The organism is Pseudomonas sp. 9AZ (assembly GCF_902506525.1).
GTDB lineage: Bacteria > Pseudomonadota > Gammaproteobacteria > Pseudomonadales > Pseudomonadaceae > Aquipseudomonas > Aquipseudomonas peli.
Map to the genome: position 1 here is coordinate 4,171,235 of NZ_LR733840.1, position 20,241 is coordinate 4,191,475.

The window sequence follows — 20,241 nt, forward strand, 5'->3', positions numbered from 1 at the left end:
ATGCCGCCTCTACTCAATGTTGTTCAATCGCTTTCGAGTACCCGCTATGAGCAAGATCATGACCGCCGCCGCTGCGGTGGCACGCATCCCGGATAACGCCAACCTGGCCACCGGCGGCTTCGTCGGCATCGGTTTCGCCGAGCAGATCGCCATCGCGCTGGAGCAGCGCTTTCTCGCTGAACAGGCACCGCGCGACCTGACCCTGGTGTATGCCGCCGGCCAAGGCGATGGCAAGGGCCGCGGCCTTAACCACTTGGCCCACGAAGGCCTGGTGCGGCGGGTGATCGGCGGTCACTGGGGCCTGGTGCCGGGGCTGCAGAAGCTGGCGGTGGAGAACCGCATCGAAGCTTACAACCTGCCACAGGGGGTGATCTCCCAGCTGTTTCGCGATATCGCCGCCGGCAAGCCGGGGCAGCTGTCGCGCGTTGGTTTGGGCACCTATGTCGACCCACGGCACGGCGGCGGCAAGCTCAATGCGTGCACCACCACCGAGCTGGTGCGGCTGATGCCGATAGACGGAGAGGACTACCTGTTCTACCCGACCTTTCCCATTCACGTGGCGGTGGTACGCGCCACCAGTGCTGACCCGGATGGCAACCTGAGCTTCGAGCGCGAGGCGCTGACCATCGAGAGCCTGGCCATTGCCATGGCCGCACGCAACTCGGGCGGGCTGGTAATCGCCCAGGTCGAGCGCATTGTCGAACGCGGTTCGTTGAATGCCCGCGAGGTGAAGATCCCCGGGATTCTGGTCGACTGCGTGGTGCTGGCCGAGCCGGCCAATCATCAGCAAACCTTCGCCACTGCCTACAACCCGGCCTTCGCTGGCGAAACCCGGGTGCCGATGGACAGCCTGAAGGCCATGCCGCTGGATGTGCGCAAGCTGATCGCCCGCCGCGCGGCGCTGGAGCTGAAAGCCGGTGCGGTAGTCAACCTCGGCATCGGCATGCCGGAAGGTGTGGCCGGTGTTGCGGCCGAGGAAGGGGTGATCGAGCGCCTGACCCTGACCGCCGAGCCCGGCGTGATCGGCGGCATCCCCGCATCGGGGTTGGATTTTGGCGCGGCGAGCAATCACAGCGCGTTGCTCGACCAGCCTTATCAGTTCGATTTCTACGACGGCGGCGGCCTGGATATCGCTTTTCTTGGCCTGGCCCAGGCCGATGCGGCGGGCAACCTCAACGTGTCCAAATTCGGCTCACGCCTGGCCGGGGCCGGTGGATTTATCAATATCAGCCAGAACGCCAAGCAGGTGGTGTTTCTCGGCACCTTCAGCGCAGGGCCGCAGGATATCCGCATCGAGGATGGCCAACTGCGCATCATCAAGGATGGCGAGCTGTGCAAGTTCGTCGCCGAAGTCGAGCACCGCACCTTCGCCGGCCACCAGGCTGCCGAGCGCGGCCAGCCGGTGCTGTATGTCACCGAACGCTGCGTGTTCCGCCTGACCCTGGACGGCCTGGAGCTGATCGAAGTGGCGCCGGGGGTGGATATCCAGCGCGACATCCTCGACCGCATGGACTTCACCCCCATCGTGCGCACGCCGCAACTGATGGATGCGCGGCTGTTTCTGCCGCCGCCGATCGGCCTGAGCGAGCAACTGAACGCTGATTAACATTTGAGTGTGAGTTTACGGGCCCGCTGGGCCCGTTTTTTTGCCCGGATTTTGCTGTACACCCTAGGTGTGGATCACGCCTCACCGTTCCACCGTGGGTGACAGAGACGAATACCAAGGGTGGAAATAAACCGCGCTATCCACCCTACACTCGCTCACCCAACTTCTGCCGAGCAGCATACAAACACACCAATTCCATCGCCACGGTGGCCCCGGCCAGAGCGGTGACCTCCGCGTGATCGTAAGGCGGCGAAACTTCCACCACATCCATGCCAACCAGATTGATCCCACGCAGGGCACGGAGAATTTCCAGCGCCTGATGGGTACTCAGCCCGCCGCACACCGGCGTGCCGGTGCCGGGGGCAAAGGCCGGGTCGAGGCAGTCGATATCAAAGGTCAGGTACACCGGGTTATCACCGACCCGCGCGCGGATCTGCGCGGCAATCTGCTCCGGCGTGCTGCGGTGCACCTGGCGTGCATCCAGCACCTGAAAGCCCATCACATCGTCATTGGTGGTACGCAGGCCGATCTGCACCGAACGCGATGGATCGACCAGCCCTTCGCGAGCGGCGTGATAGAACATGGTGCCGTGGCTGACGCCTTGCTCGCTGCCGTCGAGATCCGGCCAGGTGTCGCTGTGCGCATCGAAGTGCACCAATGACAGCGCGCCGTGTTTACGCGCATGGGCCTTGAGCAGCGGGTAGCTGATGAAGTGATCGCCGCCCAGGGTGAGCATGGCGCAACCGGCCTGCACAATATGCTCAGCGTGCGCCTCGATGGCGGCCGGAATTTTGTGCGGCAGGGCGTGATCGAAATTGCAGTCGCCGTAGTCGATCACCGCCAGGTGGTCGAAGGGGTCGAACTCCCAGGGGTAATGCCGTTCCCAGGCGCTGGTGATCGATGCCGCGCGAATCGCCCGCGGACCGAAGCGGGTGCCGGGGCGGTTGGTGGTGGCGGTGTCGAAGGGCACGCCGCTGACCACCAGATCCACACCGGCTAGGTCGCGGCTGTAACGCCGGCGCATAAAACTGGTGACGCCGGCGTAGGTCGGCTCGGAGAAAGTGCCGTAGAGGCTGTCGCGGGTGAAGGCCAGGTCATTACCGTTGAATGCTTCCATTGCCTTGTCCTCAATACTGACTGCGGAAAGTGGTCCAGATACGCGTGCGCTCACGCTGTTGGCGCAGCGGCATCAATTGCTCGGCAAACAGCCGCGCACGCACCGCTTCACCGGGGTAGATATCGGCATCGCCGCTGATCGCCGGGTCGACCAGCGCCGTGGCGGCCTGGTTGGCATTGGCGAAAAACACGTTGTTGGTCAGCTCGGCGATGGCCTCAGGGCGCAGCATGTAATCGATAAAGGCGTGGGCGGCCTTGGGGTGCGGCGCATCGGCCGGAATGGCCATGGTGTCGAACCACAGCAGCGTACCTTCACGCGGGATGCGGTACTGCACCTCGAACGGCTGCTTGGCCTCAGCGGCGTTGGCTGCGGCCATGTAGGCGTCGCCGTTGTAGGTCAGCGCCAGGCAAATTTCGCCCTTGGCCAGGTCATTGATATGCCGGCCGGCGCCGACGTAACGCAGGTTCGGTTGCAGTTGGGTGAGCAGCTGCACCACTGCATCGAGATCGGCGCGCTCGCTGCTGTAAGGGTCTTTGCCGAGGTAATTGAGGGCAATGCTGATCACTTCCTGCGGCGAGTCGATCACCGCGATGCCGCAATCCTTGAGCTTACTGGCGTACTCGGGCTTGAACAGCAGATCCAGGCTGTTCAGCGGCACGCCGGGCAAGCGCTGCTCCAACGCCTGGCGGTTAAAGCCCACACCAACCGTGCCCCAGGTGTACGGCAGGCCGAACTGGTTGCCGGGGTCGGCACTGGCGAGCTTGCTCAGCAGCGCCGGATCGAGGTTCTCCAGATGCGGCAGTTGCGTGCGGTCCAGCGGTTGCACAGCTTTGGCCTGAATCGCCCGCGCCAGGCCGCTGGAGGCCGGGAAAACCACGTCATAACCGCTGCCGCCAGTCAGCAGTTTGCTGTCCAGGGCTTCGGCACTGTCGAAGATGTCGTATTTAACCGTGATCCCGGTTTCGTCCTTGAAGCGTTGCAGGGCTTGCTCCGGTAGGTAGGCGGACCAGCTGTACAGGTTCAGGGCTTTCTCTTCGGCCTGAGCGGCGAAGGCGCAACACAGCAGCAGCGGAACAAGGGCCTGACGCATGGGAATGACCTCGGTGAAGGGATGAGCTGGGCACAGCTTGCCTGCCGGTTTGCTTAGCTTAAATATGAAGTGTTCTACTCTGGCATCGACATTCATCAATGTTAGGTGCCGTCATGCTCAGCCAGTTACGCGACCTCGACCTGCAGCTGCTGCGTCTGTTCGTCACCGTAGTGGAGTGCGGCGGTTTCAGTGCCGCCCAAGGCGAACTGGGGATTGGTCAATCGACTATCAGCACGCAGATGGCCAAGCTGGAAACCCGCTTAGGTTTTCGCCTGTGCGAGCGCGGCAAGGGCGGCTTTCGCCTGACGCCCAAGGGCGAACAGGTGCTCAGCGCCACGCGCAAACTGTTCAGCGCCATCGACACTTTCAAGGGTGAAGCCCAAGGCATGGCCGACAAGCTCTTGGGCGAGCTGCGCATCGGCCTGTCGGAAGGGCTGGCAGCCAGTGTGCTGGAGCAAGTGGCCGAGGCCATTGGCCACTTTCGCGGGCGCAACCAGGCGGTGCAGATCGAGCTGCTCACCGCCATGCCGGCCGAGCTGGAACGCCGCCTGCTGCAGGGCCAGCTACACGTGGCGATTGGCTATTTCTCTGGTAACCAGACCGCGCTCGATTATCAGCCGCTGTTTCGTGAGCGCCAGGTGCTGTTCTGCGCCGCCGGCCACACACTGTTCAATCGCCCGCAGATTCGCCTGGAAGACCTGCAGCAGGCTGATCGGGTCCAGCACCCTTATCGCTTTGTGCAGGTGCACGAGCCGTTACAGAGCAGCACCAGCTCGGCGCAAACCGAGCAGGTTGATGGTGCCCTGGCGTTTATCCTCTCCGGGCGGCATATCGGCTACCTGCCCGAACATATTGCCGAGCCTTGGCAGGTCCGTGGGCGCCTGAGGGCAATCGAAGCTGACAGCCTCGGTTTTGATGTGCAGTTTCACCTGACCAGCCACCGCGGCCAGTACCCCGGCGATGCGCAGCGGGCGTTTGTCGAGGACCTGCTGCGGGCATTCGGCGTCAGCCCACCCGCCTGCCCTTAATGCCTAGGCGCGTGCTCACGTGCAGACGCCTGTTGCAACTGCGTACTCAGGCGGTCAATCGCAGCAATCGTCTGACTGATGTCGTGGTGGATGCTCGGTACGCCGAGGCACGGCCAGAGCGATGCATCAGCCGATTGCGGCTCGGCCTCCAGTTGCAGCTGTGGGTCAAAGAGATCGTGGGTCAGGGGAAGCAGGTGCATGACAGACTCCTTGCCGGACAACCCGGCGTGACGGTTGAGGTCAGGAGGCAGTAAACAAGTGGCCAATCGGCCAAGGGGCAGGTCTTGTTGCTATGGCTCAAGCATCGGCGCACGAGGTGACAGGTTGATGACCGCGCGGAGCCTGCCGGTTCAGACTCCACCGTGAAGCCGTCGGCGTCAACCCGCCAGCGGCCCGGTGGTCGTGTGCAACAGCGGCGGCATCGGGCAATCCAGCAGGTCAGCCACGGCACGCAGCAACTCGGCCTCGGCCACCTCGATGCGCCCGTCATGCTCGATGCAGCGCGCCATGGCCTTGAGCAGACGCGGCTTCTGCAAGGGCTGCAGCTGGTTGAGCCGTTTGAGCGCAGCCTCCAGGGCTTTCAGATCGCACTGCGTTGCCGGCAACAGGTTGAGCACGGTGTATGGCAATTCGCTCGCCGCCTTTGCCAACGCTGCTTGCGCCTGATCCGTCGGAACAGTGCCGGCATGGGCCAGAAACGACAGCAACACCTGCGCGTCATCCAACACTTCCAGCAGGTGGAAATGCCCACTGAGCCGCCGACTGGGAGCCAAGTTGCGCTCGACGATGCGCAGCAAGGTCCATTCCAGCAGCTCAACCTGGCCATCGGCACGAATCAGCCGCGCCATCACCGCACACAACCCAGCAGCCTGCTCGGCGCCCAGCTGCTTGAGCGCCGGCATGGCCAGGTCCAGCAGGGTCAGCCGCTGGTTGCCTGGCAGCTGCCGCAGCGGTTGTTCCAGCGCCTGCACATGCTCCATCAGCTCGGCGCTGAGCAGTGGCTGGAGCATCTGCAGTTGCTGGTCACGTAAGGGCGCCGCAGACGCCAGCAGCAACCCATAAAGTAAGGCCTGTGCGCCGCTGCCATGGTGCGCCGCCTGACGCAGCGCTGGGGGCAGCTCATCCAGCACTTTATGCGCCTGCTGCAGGTGGGCCGCACGTGGCTCGCCAATGCTGGCGATGGCCGCCGTGGCCGAGGCGGCGCTAAAGCCGGTCAGGGCCTGATCCCAGCCCTGGGCCACAGCACGTTGGTCTGCCGTGGCATTGGTAGGCAGCAGACTGAGGATCGAGACATCCGGGTAGCGCCCATCCCACTCCGGCGTGACGCGACGAATCCGCTCTTCCAGTGGCGGATGGGTCGCCAGCATGCCCTCCAGCGCCCTGCTGATACCGGCGGCGAAGTACATATGACTGAACTCGGCCGCATGCCCGGCGCGCAATTGCGAGCCATACTGGTTGCCGCCGATCTTCTGCAGCGCTCCGGCAATGCTCTGCGGATTGCGGGTGAACTGCACGGCCGAAGCATCGGCGAGAAACTCGCGCTGCCGACTTACGGCAGCCTTGATCAAGCTGCCGAAGAACGTCCCGGCATAGCCCAACAGCCACAAGGTAGCGCCGACCGCAATGATCGCTGCCGCCGAATTGTTGCGGCTGGAACGCGAACTGCCACGGGAGCTGCTGCGCAGCAGAAACCCACCGATCAGCCCCAGCAGCAGAATGCCGTGCAGCACTGCGACCAAGCGTGTGTTGAGGCGCATATCGCCGTGGAAAATATGGCTGAACTCGTGGGCAATCACCCCCTGCAGCTCTTCACGCGAGAGCAGGCTGATTGCCCCGCGGGTAATCCCGATCACCGCATCCTGCGGCGTCAAGCCGGCGGCAAAGGCATTGATCCCCACATCATCCAGCACATACACCGGCGGCACCGGGGTGCCCGAGGCCAGAGCCATCTCCTCTACCACATTCAGCAGGCGCTGTTCTTCCAGGCTCTGCGGCGCGAGGTTGATCAAACGCCCACCCAGCCGTTCGGCCACCGCCTGACCGCTACGGCTGAGCTGCAAGCTCTTGTAGAGGCTGCCCAGCAGCACCACACCGATTACGGCCAGGGCGACCATCGCCACCTGCGGCCCGCTGGGCAGTAACGTGCGCGGACCATCCAGCATGCCCAGAGACTGTGGGTCAGGACCGAATACCTGCCAGACCACACCCAACGCCAAGCTGGTCAGGCCGATCAGACTGAGTACTGCCAGTATCATCAGGACCAGCAAACGCCCGCTGTTACGTCGGGCGCGATCCTGTTGCTCGAAGAAGTTCATCCCTGGGGATCCTTAGAACGACACCTTCGGCGCTTCCTGAATCGCCGCACTGTCGGCGAACTCCAACAGGCTGGCGTCCTGGGCGTGGCCAAAGCTGGCGGCCAGCAGCACCGGTGGGAATGCCTGCTTGTAGGTGTTGTAGGCCATCACCGCATCGTTGAACGCCTGGCGGGCAAAGGCCACCTTGTTCTCAGTGCTGCTCAACTCTTCACTGAGCTGCTGCATATTCGCCGACGCCTTGAGGTCCGGGTAGGCCTCCAGCGTTACGTTCAAGCGCCCCAGCGCACTGTTCAGCAGCCCCTCCGCGCCGCCCAGCTGCGCCATGCTCTGCGCATTGCCCGGCTGCGCGGACGCTGCCTTGAGCCCGGTTACGGCATTATTGCGCGCAGCAATCACCGCCTCCAGCGTCTCGCGCTCATGCGCCATATAACCCTTGGCGGTTTCCACCAGATTGGGGATCAGGTCATAACGGCGTTTGAGCTGCACCTCGATCTGCGCAAAGGCGTTCTGGAAGCGATTACGCAGGGTCACCAACTGGTTGTAGATACCAATCACGTAAAAAATCAGTGCCGCGAGAACCGCCAGGAAAATCAGCGTGGAAATGGACATGGGGAAATCCTTATCAGCATGCGAAAGAACGCCGATGGTAGCGGAAAAGCGGTGAAGCGACTGCTCACCGCTGCACGCGGGTCGCACACCCAGGGCAGGCACGCGACCAATCCAAGTGATGCCTCGTCATATCGCCCGGTTATGAGGCAGAAAACCCTTGGCAAAGTAGACCGACCGGTCTATATATTTAGCCCATGAAAAAGATCTCAACCCGCGACAAGCTCATTCACGCCATGGCCGACGCCTTGCAACGCAAGGGGCTTCATGGCGTTGGTCTGAATGAGCTTTTGGACATTGCCGGCGCGCCCAAGGGCAGCCTCTATCACCACTTCCCCGGCGGTAAAAGCGAGCTGGCAGTGGCCGCGATTGACCACATCAGCCGCACTATCGACGGCCTGTTTGCCCAGCTTTTCAGCCAACGAAGCGACCCGCTCAAGGCCATGCACCACTGGTTACAAGGTGCACTGCAGCAGCTGGAAAACAGCCAGTTTGAGCGTGGCTGCCCGCTGGCCACCATCGCGCTGGAAAGCGGCCCGGAGGATGTAGAAATCCGCGCCGCTCTGCAACGCAGCTTCACCGCCGTGCGCCAGGCACTGAGCCAGCAACTGCACGCCTACGGTTACCCCAGCGAACAGGCCGATAACCTCGCCGCGCTGTTTGTCGCGCTGTATGAAGGCGGGCTGCTGCAAGCCCGCGTGGCCGGCAGCAGCGAGCCGCTCAAACGCGCCGCCACTGCCCTGTTCAACCTGACCCGCGAACAGCTTCCGGGAGGAGTCCGTCCATGAATACCCCAGCCATTCTTAGCGAGACCGTGCAGTTGCCAGCACTCGACGGTTACCCGCTGACCGCCACGCTGTATCACGCCCCGGAACCGGTCGCGCAGCTGGTGATTGCCGGCGCCACCGGCGTGCCCCAGGGTTTCTACCGACGCTTTGCCGAATATGCCGCGCAGCGCGGTTACAGCACCCTGACCCTCGATTATCGCGGCATCGGTCAATCGAAACCGGCCAGCCTGCGCGGCTTTGCCATGGATTATCTGGACTGGGCACACCTTGATCTGGCGGCCGCTGTCGACCAACACCGCCACCCACAACGACCGCTGTATATGGTCGGCCACTCCTTTGGCGGACATGCCTTTGGCCTGCTGCCGAACCATGATCAGGTTCAGGGGTTCTACACCTTCGGTACCGGTGCTGGCTGGCACGGCTGGATGCCCAAGACCGAGCAGCTGCGCGTGCTGACTATGTGGCGCCTGATTGGCCCATTGATGACCCGTTACAAAGGCTACCTGGCCTGGAGCACCCTGGGCATGGGCGAGGATTTGCCGCTGGGGGTCTACACCCAGTGGAAGCGCTGGTGCCGCTACCCGCGCTACTTCTTCGAGGACCCGCAGATGCCGGGCCTGGCCGAGCGCTTTGCCACGGTCAGCACGCCGATCATTGCAGCCAATGCCCTGGATGACCTGTGGGCCCCGCCCGCCTCGCGCGATGCCTTTATGGCGGCTTACAGCGCCGCGCCCTATAAAGCCCGCACCATCGATTCAGCCGCCAGCATCGGCTCCATTGGCCATATGGGCTACTTCCGTCCTGCGGCGCAGGTGCTGTGGGATGAAACACTGGACTGGTTCGCTGCGTTGCAGGCACAGCGCCAAGCCGCCTGACGAACCCACAACACAGAAGGTATCGCTGATGAGCATGGTTCCCGAGGGCTTTACCCGATTGTTTCGCAGCAGCCCCTTTCTCGATTTGCTGGGGCCCATATACAACCAGCGTACCGATAAGGGCCTGGTGATTGGCTTATGGGCCGAAGAGAAACACTGCAACGCTCGCGGTCTGGTGCATGGCGGCGTGCTCAGCAGTCTGGCCGACGTAGCACTGGGCTATAACAGCGCCTTCGCCCAGGAACCGCCCACACCGATCGTCACCAGCAGCCTGACCATCGACTACGCCGGCACCGCCAAACGCGGCGACTGGATAACCCTGGAAACCGATGTGCAAAAGGTCGGCAAAAGCCTGGCGTTTGCCAATTGCTACGTTGTGGTTGAGTCAGTGCGGATTGCCCGTGCCAGCGCGGTATTCAGCGTGGTCACGCAATAGTTTCGGTAGGTCGAGAAAGGTTCTGCGGTTTGGCGAACGCCATAAAAAAGAAAACCCCGCATTGCGGGGTCTTTGCAGACTGTTTGCTGACATCCTTGATCTGCTTGCCGTCCTGGCAGCTGTCCCACGTATCCTTGTTGCTAAAGTGCGCTTCCTGCGCGACGTCCACGGGGAGCAGATTAGCCAGCGCGAGGAACTCGGCATAGTGGCGATCTGCAGCACGCCGTGTAAGCCATAGCCTACACAACCGCTTCTTGGGTAAAACCGAGCAAACGCTCGGCTTTATTTTGTGACGCAGGTCTTGTTAGACTCGATCTTGTCTTACAAAAACAACAGACCCCGTCCACGGCGGTCACTGGGGCCACACATGCGCTCATTGCTTTTCGCCATCGGCTGCCTGACAGCCACCCTCAGCTCACTGGCATCCGCCAACGGGCAAAACCAGCTTTCTGATCCCAAGGCCGCGACGCAGTTATTCTGGAGTCAGCTGTATGGCCAGGGTGGCAGCACACTGTATTGCGGCAAAGCCTTCACGGAAGAAAGCGGCCAACTCAAAGCTAGCCCGATATACAGCAGCAAACAGCTTAAAAGCTCGCTGCGCTGCATCACCGACCGTCAGTGCGGGATCATGAATCCGCGTTACGTCTTCATGGCTTCAGACCTGCACAACCTCTACCCAGCACTCACCCGCGTGGAACTGGTTCGGCGCAATGCGCAGTTCGGTGAGCTGGATGACAGCGTGCCGAGCAAGTTCGACGACATCGGCTGCGACATGAAAACCAGCTTCCAGCTAGTGGAGCCGCGCGATGAAGCCAAGGGCAATGTGGCCCGGGCGATTTTCTATATGCACGTGGAATATGCCCTGCCGATTGTTGGTCAGGTGCAGGTGTACAAGAAGTGGCACCAGATGGATCCACCCGATGCCGAGGAAGAAGCGCGCAACGACAAGATTGCCAGCCTGCAAGGCACGCGTAATCGCTTTATCGACAATCCGGAACTGGTCGAGCAGTTGATCAATAACTGAGAGCCCCGCACACAGCCGCTGAGCGCTGATCCCAGACACAAAAAAACCGGCACTTAGGCCGGTTTTTTTGTCATACCGAACGCCTTAGAACTGCGCAGCATCCAGCAGGTACAGCGACTCGCTACCGGCTTTGACCGACGCGGTCAGGGAGTGGATACGCGGCAGCAGGCGGGCGAAGAAGAAACGCGCGGTACCCAGCTTGCTCACGTAGAACTCGTCCTGATCCTGCTTGGCCAGTGCGGTACGGGCCATCAGCGCCCACATGTAGGCGTAGGCGGTGTAACCGAACACTTGCAGGTACTCGACCGAGGCGGCACCGACTTCATTCGGGTTGGCCTTGGCGCGCTCCAGCAGGTCGCTGGTCATCAGTTCCAGGTTGGCGATGGCGTCTTTCAGCGGGTTGACGAACTCGGCCAGCGAGGCATCGGCGCTGTCAGTGAAGGCTTTGATCTCTTCAGCGAAGTGCTTGTAGAACGCACCGCCGCTGCCGACCACTTTACGGCCGACCAGGTCGAGCGCCTGAATGCCGTTGGTGCCTTCGTAGATCTGAGTGATGCGGCAGTCGCGGATCAGCTGCTCTTGGCCCCACTCGCGGATAAAGCCGTGGCCGCCGAAGATCTGCTGGCCGTGTACGGTGGTTTCCAGCGCCATATCGGTGAGGAAGGCTTTGGCCACGGGCGTCAGTAGGGCGACCAGTTCTTCCGCGCGCTTGCGGGTGGTGGCGTCTTCGCTGTACTTGGCGGTGTCCAACTGCATAGCCACATAGCTGGAGAAGGCACGGCCGCCTTCGTTCAGGGCTTTCATGGTCAGCAGCATGCGGCGCACGTCGGGATGCACGATGATCGGATCAGCGGCTTTGTCTTTAGCCACCGGGCCGGTCGGCGCACGGCTCTGGATACGGTCGCGGGCGTATTCCACAGCGTTCTGGTAGCTGCGCTCACCCAGGGACAGGCCCTGAATACCAACGCCCAGACGCTCGTAGTTCATCATGGTGAACATCGCGGCGAGGCCTTTGTTCGGCGCATCGACGATCCAGCCGGTGGCGCCGTCGAAGTTCATCACGCAGGTGGCGGAAGCCTTGATGCCCATCTTGTGTTCGATCGAGCCGCAGGACAGGGCGTTTTTCTCACCCAGCGAACCGTCGTCATTGACCATGACTTTCGGCACCAGGAACAGCGAGATGCCTTTCGGGCCAGCCGGTGCGTCCGGCAGCTTGGCCAACACCAGGTGGATGATGTTTTCGGTCAGGTCGTGCTCACCGCCGGTGATGAAAATTTTGGTGCCGCTGATCTTGAAGCTGCCGTCAGCTTGCGGCTCAGCCTTGGTGCGGATGATGCCCAGGTCGGTGCCGGCATGCGGCTCGGTCAGGCACATGGAGCCCGCCCAAACACCGGAGTACATGTTTGGCAGGTATTTTTCTTTCAGCTCTTCGCTAGCGTGCGCGTTGATCGACAGGCAAGCACCGGCGGTCAGCATCGGGTACAGGCCGAAGGACAGGTTGGCCGAGTTGACCATTTCTTCGACCTGGGCCGAAATCACCTTGGGCATGCCCATGCCGCCGAATACCGGATCACCACCAACACCAACCCAGCCGCCATCGGCGTAGGTCTGGTAAGCCTCAGGGAAGCCGGCAGGGGTTTTCACCGCACCATCGGCCCAGGAGCAACCTTCTTCGTCACCGCTGCGGTTCAACGGAGCAATGACGCCGCCGGTGACCTTGCCCGCTTCTTCGAGAATGGCCGCAGCCGTGTCTTCATCAACAACTTCAGCCAGGGCCGGCAACTGGGCCCACAGCTTGGAAACTTCAAACACTTCATTGAGCACGAAGCGCATATCGCGCAGGGGAGCTTTGTAGTCGGCCATGGGGTAAGTCCTCGAGCGAAGCAACAGGTATACAGATGTACAGAAAGTCTAACCGAACAACTTTTTAGACACATAGCGTCGCGTACAGACTGAACAGTCACAACTCATTCATTCGGCCACACACATTAAAAACCCGCCAATTGGCGGGCCTTTACATGCACGTACCGTCCGTCAGAGCGCGAAATGCTCGGCGGGCAAACGCATCAAGCATTCACTGCCGGCTTCGGCACCGGCCAGGTGAGTCGCGGTACGCGGCAACAAGCGCTTGAAGTAGAACTCGCAAGTGGCTAACTTGGCCTGATAGAACGCAGCATCACTCGCGCCCGCCGCCAACTGCTGCTCGGCGACCAGCGCCATGCGCAACCAGAAGTAGGCCAGGATGACGTAGCCGGAGTACATCAGGTAGTCCATCGACGCTGCCCCGACTTCGTCCGGGTTCTTCATGGCCGCCATGCCAATTTTCTGGGTCAGTGTGCCCCACTGCTGATTCAGCGTGGCCAGTTGAGCGACATAGCCCTTGAGCTGCGGATGCTCGGCCTGCGCTTCGCAGAATTTATGCACGATTTTGGTAAACCCGCGCAGCAACTTACCCTGGCTACTCAGCACCTTGCGCCCCAGCAGGTCGAGGGCCTGGATACCGTTAGTGCCTTCGTAGATCAGGGCAATGCGGCAGTCGCGCACCAGCTGCTCCATGCCCCACTCGCGGATAAACCCGTGGCCACCGAATACCTGCATGCCATGGTTGGTCACCTCCAGGCCAGTTTCGGTCATAAAGGCTTTGCAGATCGGAGTCAAAAAGGCCAGCAGGTTCTCGGCTTCCTCACGCTGTTCGGCACTGGTACCGCTGTGGGCCTGGTCGATCAGCTGTGCGGTGAAATAGGCCAGCGCACGGTTGCCTTCGTTGAACGCCTTCATGGTCAGCAGCATGCGTCGCACATCAGGGTGCACGATGATCGGGTCGGCGGCCTTATCCGGGGCTTTCGGCCCGGTCAGCGCACGCATCTGCAGGCGATCAGTCGCGTACTTGATCGCGCCCTGGAAGCTGGTTTCACCCAGACACAGCCCCTGCATACCGGTGCCAAGGCGCGCATGGTTCATCATGGTGAACATGCAGTTAAGGCCTTTGTTGGCCTCGCCGATCAGGTAACCGGTGGCGCTGTCGAAGTTCATCACGCAGGTGGCCGAGGCCTTGATGCCCATCTTGTGTTCGATCGAGCCGCAGCTGACGCCATTGCGTGCCCCGGCCTGACCTTCAGCGGTTGGCAGGAACTTGGGCACGATAAACAGCGAGATGCCTTTGGTGCCCGCAGGCGCGTCAGGCAGCTTGGCCAAGACCAGGTGCACGATGTTTTCGCTCATGTCGTGCTCGCCAGCCGAGATAAAGATCTTGCTGCCGGTTACCGCATAGCTGCCATCGGCTTGAGGCACGGCGCGGGTTTTAATCAGCCCCAGGTCGGTGCCGCAGTGGGCTTCAGTCAGGCACATGGTGCCAGTCCAACGGCCTTCGGTCAGTTTGCTCAGGTAAATTTGTTTCTGTGCTTCGGTGCCATGGGCATGAATGGCCGACATGGCGCCGTGAGTCAGGCCCGGGTACATGCCCCAGGACAGGTTACTGGACCCCACCATCTCGCTGATGATTAACCCCAATGAAGACGGTAACCCTTGGCCACCATAGGCCGTATCAGCGGAGAGTCCATTCCAGCCGCCCTCCACATACTGGGCAAAGGCTTCCTTGAAGCCCGCAGGCGTGGTCACCACGCCATTGTTAATCTGGCACTCTTCTTCATCGCCTGAGCGATTCAATGGCGCCAGCACCTGCTCACAGAATTTGGCGCCCTCGGCCAGAATGGCGCTGACCATGTCCGGGGTGGCATCGCTGGCACCCATCGCGGCATAGCTCGCGTGAAAATCGAAAACTTCGTCGATCAGAAACTGCATATCGCGCTGGGGGGCTTTGTACTCGGGCATGCTGGGTTCTCCGTCAGCTAGAGCGTGGGTTAGCGCACTACGCTACGGCTCATGCGGCGCGCCAACAATCACCGTGCAAATGCTGAATACACTGCCATTAGCCGGCGCGTTTAACCCCGCACGTTATCCAGCTTGACCGCACCGCGACGCTGGCCGTAACTGCGTACACAGTTACGGCCAGCGCCCTTGGCGTTATACAACGCCTGGTCAGCGGCCTTGAGCACCTCATCCGGATTACGCTGTTCCACACCGCGTTCGGCAACGCCCATGCTGACCGTCACCGACACCTGATTGGCCGCACTGCCAGCCCGCCGCGCCCGACCTTGCTTGTCATCCTGCGGGCGCTGCTGTTTGTCGCGCAACTGAATGCGGTAGGTCTCGATGGCCTGGCGCACCACTTCAAGGTGGGGCAGGCACTCTTCAAGCGTCTTGCCGGGGAACACCAGGGTGAATTCCTCGCCGCCATAGCGGTAGGCCTTGCCCCCGCCCCCGATCTTGCGCAGCTGAGCGGCAACCAGGCGAAGCACCTGATCACCGACATCGTGACCATGGGTGTCGTTGAATTTCTTGAAGTGATCGACGTCGGCCATGGCGATCACATAACTGCGGCCCAAGCGCTGCAAGCGCTCATTCAAGGCGCGGCGTCCCGGCAGGCCCGTAAGCTCGTCACGGAAGGCCATCTGATAGGCCTCGTGAGCCAAGGCTGCCACCAGTATCAGCATGACCTGACTGCTCATCACATTCAGCGCATTGGGCTGGATAAAGGTGTTCGGCAACATCCACAGCACGCCGCACAAGCCAAGCAGCTGGGCCGCATGCAACGGCCGTGGCGCCCGCAGGTACTGCACTGCCAGGAGGATCAGGCCGAGGATAAACACCGGATAAGCCAGCTGCACCAGCGCCAACCACTCCACCTGCAACGCCGGCCAGCGCACCCGCGATAACCAATGCAGCAGCGCATCGGGAAAGCGCTGCGCCAGGCCCACCGCCACCGCACCGACAGCCAGCAGAACCGCTGCACGGGCAATCAGGTCCTGCAGCAGATGGGTACGTTCCTGCCAGGCCGCGTAGAGGCTGTAGAGCAGCGGCAACAACAGGCTGCACAGATGAAAGATCAGCGCCGCATCACTGCGCACCTGCCCAGTGGCACGAAAATGATCAACCTGGGTATCCAGCAGGAAGTAAGCGAGGTACAGCGTCAGCAGCAGAAACACTTCGCGTTGGCGGCCATACACCAGGCAAAACGCGCCACCGAGTAACAGCAGGAGGGTGGGCAGCACGTTGAACAGCGAGGTGAAGAACTCGCTCAGCACAGCCAACCGCGCCAACAGCACACCGCCAAGCAGCAGCAGCAGCGACGGCAGAAAATGACTGAAGCGCACAGCAGCAAGACGCGACAAGACAGGCTCCACACCGCGATAAAAGTGGATAACGTCGCGCAGTTTGCCTGTAACGCGCGCGTTGCGCACGGAACCTAACGACAAATCGACAAGCGAGCTGGCGCGTTTTATTTGCCCCATAAAAAAACCGCCACCCAAGGGCAGCGGTTTTTTCGACCTAAAGGACGAAGGCTTAGTAGCCCAGGGCGAAGTTCTCTTCGGCCATGTCCATCAGGTTGTTGGCGCCAGACAGCATCGCCTCTACGTGCATACGGGTACGCGGCAGAATACGGGCGAAGTAGAAGTTGGCGGTCTGCAGCTTGGCTTTGTAGAACGCCTCGTCTTCAGCACCGGCAGCAATCTTCTCAGCAGCCAGGCGAGCCATGTCGGCCCAGAAGTAAGCCAGGCAGGCATAACCGGAGTACATCAGGTAGTCCACCGAAGCGGCACCGACTTCTTCACGGTCTTTCATAGCGGCCATGCCCACTTTCATGGTGATGTCGCCCCACTCTTTGTTCAGCTTGGCCAACGGCTCAACCAGGCCTTTGATGGCGTCGTTAGCTTCGTTGGTCTGGCAGAACTTGTGCACGATCTTGGTGAAGTTCTTCAGCGCGCCGCCTTGGGTCATCAGAATCTTACGACCCAGCAGGTCGAGTGCCTGAATACCAGTGGTGCCTTCGTACATCATCGAGATACGGCAGTCGCGAACGTTTTGCTCCATGCCCCACTCGGCGATAAAGCCGTGGCCACCGTAGATCTGCATGCCGTGGTTGGCGGCTTCGAAGCCGACTTCGGTCATGAAGGCTTTGGCGATTGGCGTCAGGAAGGCCAGCAGTTCGTCTGCGGCTTTCTTCTCGGCTTCGTCTTTGCTGTATTTGACGATGTCCACTTGCTTGGCAGTGAAGTACACCATCGCACGGTTACCTTCAGCGAAGGCTTTCATGGTCAGCAGCATGCGACGTACGTCCGGGTGGACGATGATCGGGTCAGCGGCTTTGTCCGGCGCTTTCGGGCCAGTCAACGAACGCATCTGCAGACGCTCGCGAGCGTACTTCAGACCACCCTGGAAACCGATTTCAGCGTGAGCCAGACCTTGCAGAGCAGTACCCAGGCGAGCCGTGTTCATAAAGGTGAACATGCAGTTCAGGCCTTTGTTGGCTGGGCCGATCAGGAAACCGGTGGCGCCGTCAAAGTTCATCACGCAGGTGGCGTTACCGTGGATACCCATCTTGTGCTCGATCGAGCCACAGGAAACGGCATTGCGTGCGCCAACAGAGCCGTCAGCGTTGACCGAGAATTTCGGCACGATGAACAGCGAAATACCTTTGGTGCCTTGCGGCGCGTCGGGCAGGCGGGCCAAAACGATGTGGACGATGTTATCGGCCATGTCGTGTTCGCCAGCGGAGATGAAGATCTTGGTGCCGGACACTTTGTAGGTGCCGTCAGCTTGCGGCTCAGCCTTGGTGCGCAGCATGCCCAGATCGGTACCGCAATGTGGCTCGGTCAGGCACATGGTGCCAGTCCACTCGCCGGAAACCAGCTTGGTCAGGTAGGTGTGCTTCTGATCATCGGTGCCGTGTTCGGCAATGGTGTTCATCGCACCGTGCGACAGGCCTGGGTACATGCCCCACGACCAGTTGGACGAACCCACCATTTCGCTCAGCACCAGACCCAGCGACTCAGGCAGGCCTTGGCCGCCATGGTCAGCGTCGTGCGCCAGGCTCGGCCAGCCGCCTTCAACATACTGCTGATAGGCTTCTTTAAAGCCGGTAGGGGTTTTCACGCCTTCCGGGGACCAGGTGCAACCTTCGGTGTCACCTACACGATTCAGTGGCGACAGCACTTGCTCACAGAACTTGGCGCCTTCTTCAAGGATGGCGTCAACCATGTCCGGAGTAGCGTCCTGGCAGCCAGGCAGGCTCTGATAATGCGCTTCGTAGCCGAGCAGTTCGTCGCGTACGAAACGGATATCACGCAAGGGGGCCTTGTAATCAGGCATAGCGGTTAACCTCTGCGGTGGATTCTTAGTGTGTAGGTGACCGGGTATTCGGTCGGTTTCGGGAGCAATCCCGGCGCTCGCCTGCCCCTTGGCAATCGAGCTAATCAAACAAGCGTTTGAAACATACGTTTATGCCTATTTAATGTCAAGCACCCCACGTGCCGTTCAGGCCACCAGATCGACAATCGGGGCCGGCGCCTGCAACCCGCTGAGCTGCTTGTACAGATCAAGACTAGGGGATGGTGGCAAATCCTGCTGGGCGGGCGCGGTTGATTTCTCTTCCTCGTCCGACGGCGGCTCTTCCTCTTTGCTGCGTTGCTCGGCACGCGCCTCACGGGCGGCCTCAACCTCACTGCGCTGCTGTTGTGCCAGCTCGACACGGGCCTCGGCCATCTGCAACTGAGCTTGCGCGGCCACCTGACGATCCTGCGCAGAGGGCTCTGCGGGCGCCAGTGCAGCACGGATGACAACCTCCATCTTGCGCAAGGTGGCTTCCGGGTCGTTCGGAATGGGGCTGGTGTCGATGCCGACCTCACCACCCACCGCGTAGCGTTTGCCATCCGGGCCGCGTTCATAGGTGTAGCTCGGCGCGCCAGCATAGCGGCCACCGACGGCGGCATGCGCCTGCTCGTGGGTGCGCACCTCCTGATCACGGCTGACCAGCTTGGCGATTTCCAGTTGCTCAAGACGCTGCTGCTGAGGGCTGGGCTCGCTTTCGCGGCTTTTCGCGCTTTCGGGATTGGTCGAGGCGTCGGCAGGTTTATCTGCTTCTTCACGCGCCGAAGCCGACTGCTCATCTGCCAGTGGCTGGGCAGCGGTTACCGGCGACTGAGCGGCGCGGGTGATGTCCGGGGATACATCAGGGGAAATATTGGACGCAAGAAGGCGAGCCGGCAGTAACGTGGCTGCAGGCGCAGGATAAGACGATGCGCCGCCAATCTGCATGCAATGACTCCTCGCCCCGCAGTTGCTGCCTCATTACCAGGCATGAGAACGCTCGGGGCGGGCGACTCAGGCCGTTGTATCGATCAGGGTACCGAGCACTTCGTCAGCGGTTTTAACCACCTTGGCACCGGCTTCCGCCTCATTCTGACCTTGGCGCAAAGCGACCAGGCTTTCCGCCAGATCTGGGCGCGTCTGCTCGGCCGAACTCGGCGAAGGGTTAACCTGATTAGCTGGCGGCGCAGAAGTTGGCTGCGGTTGCGGACCCAGCGCATTGCTGGCGATATCCGCCGCAGCCTGATCGACCCGGCGCTGGCCAGACTGAATGGTGCTGATGCCCGAGTTGAAGGCGCTTCCTGAAATTTCCATGTCCAAGCTCCCGCTATGGCAAACCACTAACAGCTTCAATTGAAGCAGAAGTTGCTCGAAAAACGTACAAGCAAAAAGCTATGGCACTTGGCCTGCTTATAGCGCGCGGTGCAATAGATCGAGGTTGAGGTAGCCAGAAACCGCAGCCGGCGTGGCTTCGGCCAGGCGCGGAACATAGCCCAGACAGGGGGCTGGTAGCCGTTCGGCTAGGGTGGCTAGATTGTCCTCAAGCCGGGAGGTCTGAGGATCGACCAGATTGGCCACCCAGCCCGCCAGCAGAAGGCCGTCACGCAGGATGGCCTCGGCAGTGAGCAGCGCCTGATTGATGCAGCCCAGGCGTACGCCGACCACCAGAATCACCGGCAACTGCAAAGCAATCGCCAGGTCCGACAGGGCTTCCTGACCGGCCAACGGTACCCGCCAACCGCCCGCCCCTTCGACCAAAGTAAAGTCCGCCTGCTTGTCCAGAATTGCCTGTACCGGCCCCTGCAACGCGGCAACATCCAGCAACACACTCACCTCGCGCGCCGCCAGATGCGGGGCAATCGCCGGCTCGAAGGCCAGCGGATTGACCTCTTCATAGCGCAGCGCCAGAGTGCATTCGCCGAGCAATGCCAGGGCGTCATCGTTGCGCAGGCCATCCACTGTGCGCACGCAGCCGGATGCCACCGGTTTGGCCGCAGCAGTCGACAGCCCCGCCATTCGTGCCGCGTGCAGCAGCCCGGCGGCGATGGTGGTTTTGCCGATTTCGGTGTCGGTGCCTGTAACGAAAAATGCTTGGCTCATAGCGATCTCTGACGAGGGGTATTGGCTACGTTCTGAAGTAACTCTGGGCA

At 61.3% G+C, this 20,241-nt stretch carries 18 protein-coding genes; 6 read left to right on the forward strand and 12 right to left on the reverse strand.

All coding sequences use genetic code 11. The annotated features are described in order from the left end of the window. Positions 1 to 46 precede the first annotated feature (46 nt). On the forward strand, positions 47 to 1,606 hold the full coding sequence (locus ALTER154_RS19365) for an acyl CoA:acetate/3-ketoacid CoA transferase (protein WP_160089490.1): 1,560 nt from the start codon (positions 47 to 49) through the stop codon (positions 1,604 to 1,606). 145 nt (positions 1,607 to 1,751) lie between these two features. Here ALTER154_RS19365 and speB read toward each other — a convergent pair whose 3' ends face one another. Together speB and ALTER154_RS19375 are read right to left on the reverse strand one after the other, a co-directional pair. Next, positions 1,752 to 2,723, reverse strand: a complete 972-nt coding sequence (speB, locus tag ALTER154_RS19370; RefSeq protein ID WP_160089492.1) for an agmatinase — start codon at positions 2,721 to 2,723, stop codon at positions 1,752 to 1,754. A 10-nt stretch (positions 2,724 to 2,733) separates the two neighbouring features. Then, positions 2,734 to 3,813, reverse strand: a complete 1,080-nt coding sequence (locus tag ALTER154_RS19375; RefSeq protein ID WP_090255103.1) for a polyamine ABC transporter substrate-binding protein — start codon at positions 3,811 to 3,813, stop codon at positions 2,734 to 2,736. Between the two features lie 113 nt (positions 3,814 to 3,926). On the opposite strand from ALTER154_RS19375, the gene ALTER154_RS19380 reads away from it, so the two are divergent. Continuing rightward, positions 3,927 to 4,841, forward strand: a complete 915-nt coding sequence (locus ALTER154_RS19380; RefSeq protein WP_160089494.1) for a LysR family transcriptional regulator — start codon at positions 3,927 to 3,929, stop codon at positions 4,839 to 4,841. On the opposite strand, the gene ALTER154_RS19385 is transcribed toward ALTER154_RS19380, so the two are convergent. The 3 genes from ALTER154_RS19385 to ALTER154_RS19395 all read right to left on the reverse strand — a co-directional run bounded on the left by ALTER154_RS19385 (position 4,838) and on the right by ALTER154_RS19395 (position 7,765). Then, complete coding sequence (locus ALTER154_RS19385; protein WP_160089496.1) at positions 4,838 to 5,041, reverse strand: hypothetical protein; 204 nt, start codon at positions 5,039 to 5,041, stop codon at positions 4,838 to 4,840. The genes ALTER154_RS19380 and ALTER154_RS19385 overlap by 4 nt on opposite strands. A gap of 177 nt (positions 5,042 to 5,218) precedes the next feature. Next, positions 5,219 to 7,156, reverse strand: a complete 1,938-nt coding sequence (locus tag ALTER154_RS19390; RefSeq protein WP_160089498.1) for a M48 family metallopeptidase — start codon at positions 7,154 to 7,156, stop codon at positions 5,219 to 5,221. 12 nt (positions 7,157 to 7,168) lie between these two features. After that, positions 7,169 to 7,765 (reverse strand): LemA family protein, encoded by a 597-nt coding sequence (locus ALTER154_RS19395; RefSeq protein ID WP_090255095.1) that lies wholly within the window; start codon positions 7,763 to 7,765, stop codon positions 7,169 to 7,171. A 194-nt stretch (positions 7,766 to 7,959) separates the two neighbouring features. Between ALTER154_RS19395 and ALTER154_RS19400 the strand changes: the two genes are divergently transcribed. The 4 genes from ALTER154_RS19400 to ALTER154_RS19415 all read left to right on the forward strand — a co-directional run bounded on the left by ALTER154_RS19400 (position 7,960) and on the right by ALTER154_RS19415 (position 10,885). Continuing rightward, entirely contained in the window at positions 7,960 to 8,550 is a 591-nt protein-coding gene (locus ALTER154_RS19400) for a TetR/AcrR family transcriptional regulator (RefSeq protein WP_160089500.1), read from the forward strand. Further along, positions 8,547 to 9,425, forward strand: a complete 879-nt coding sequence (locus ALTER154_RS19405) for an alpha/beta fold hydrolase (protein ID WP_160089502.1) — start codon at positions 8,547 to 8,549, stop codon at positions 9,423 to 9,425. The genes ALTER154_RS19400 and ALTER154_RS19405 overlap by 4 nt, the downstream gene beginning before the upstream one ends. A 28-nt stretch (positions 9,426 to 9,453) precedes the next feature. Then, positions 9,454 to 9,861 (forward strand): PaaI family thioesterase, encoded by a 408-nt coding sequence (locus ALTER154_RS19410; protein ID WP_160089504.1) that lies wholly within the window; start codon positions 9,454 to 9,456, stop codon positions 9,859 to 9,861. Between the two features lie 367 nt (positions 9,862 to 10,228). Next, complete coding sequence (locus ALTER154_RS19415) at positions 10,229 to 10,885, forward strand: endonuclease I family protein (RefSeq protein ID WP_160089506.1); 657 nt, start codon at positions 10,229 to 10,231, stop codon at positions 10,883 to 10,885. 84 nt (positions 10,886 to 10,969) lie between these two features. Here the strand turns inward: ALTER154_RS19415 and ALTER154_RS19420 are convergent, their stop codons facing one another. From ALTER154_RS19420 to bioD, 7 genes are all read right to left on the reverse strand, one after another. Then, positions 10,970 to 12,748 (reverse strand): acyl-CoA dehydrogenase C-terminal domain-containing protein, encoded by a 1,779-nt coding sequence (locus ALTER154_RS19420; RefSeq protein WP_090255083.1) that lies wholly within the window; start codon positions 12,746 to 12,748, stop codon positions 10,970 to 10,972. Positions 12,749 to 12,919: 171 nt separating this feature from the next. Beyond that, complete coding sequence (locus ALTER154_RS19425) at positions 12,920 to 14,716, reverse strand: acyl-CoA dehydrogenase C-terminal domain-containing protein (protein ID WP_160089508.1); 1,797 nt, start codon at positions 14,714 to 14,716, stop codon at positions 12,920 to 12,922. Positions 14,717 to 14,826: 110 nt separating this feature from the next. Beyond that, complete coding sequence (locus ALTER154_RS19430) at positions 14,827 to 16,116, reverse strand: GGDEF domain-containing protein (RefSeq protein WP_160089510.1); 1,290 nt, start codon at positions 16,114 to 16,116, stop codon at positions 14,827 to 14,829. Between the two features lie 172 nt (positions 16,117 to 16,288). After that, entirely contained in the window at positions 16,289 to 18,094 is a 1,806-nt protein-coding gene (locus tag ALTER154_RS19435) for a phenylacyl-CoA dehydrogenase (protein ID WP_090255079.1), read from the reverse strand. A 165-nt stretch (positions 18,095 to 18,259) separates the two neighbouring features. Then, positions 18,260 to 19,039: a putative metalloprotease CJM1_0395 family protein gene (locus tag ALTER154_RS19440; RefSeq protein ID WP_160089512.1), complete on the reverse strand. Its 780-nt coding sequence runs from the start codon at positions 19,037 to 19,039 to the stop codon at positions 18,260 to 18,262. A gap of 66 nt (positions 19,040 to 19,105) precedes the next feature. Further along, positions 19,106 to 19,405, reverse strand: a complete 300-nt coding sequence (locus ALTER154_RS19445) for a hypothetical protein (RefSeq protein WP_160089514.1) — start codon at positions 19,403 to 19,405, stop codon at positions 19,106 to 19,108. Positions 19,406 to 19,501: 96 nt separating this feature from the next. After that, complete coding sequence (gene bioD / locus ALTER154_RS19450; RefSeq protein ID WP_160089516.1) at positions 19,502 to 20,191, reverse strand: dethiobiotin synthase; 690 nt, start codon at positions 20,189 to 20,191, stop codon at positions 19,502 to 19,504. Positions 20,192 to 20,241 lie beyond the last annotated feature (50 nt).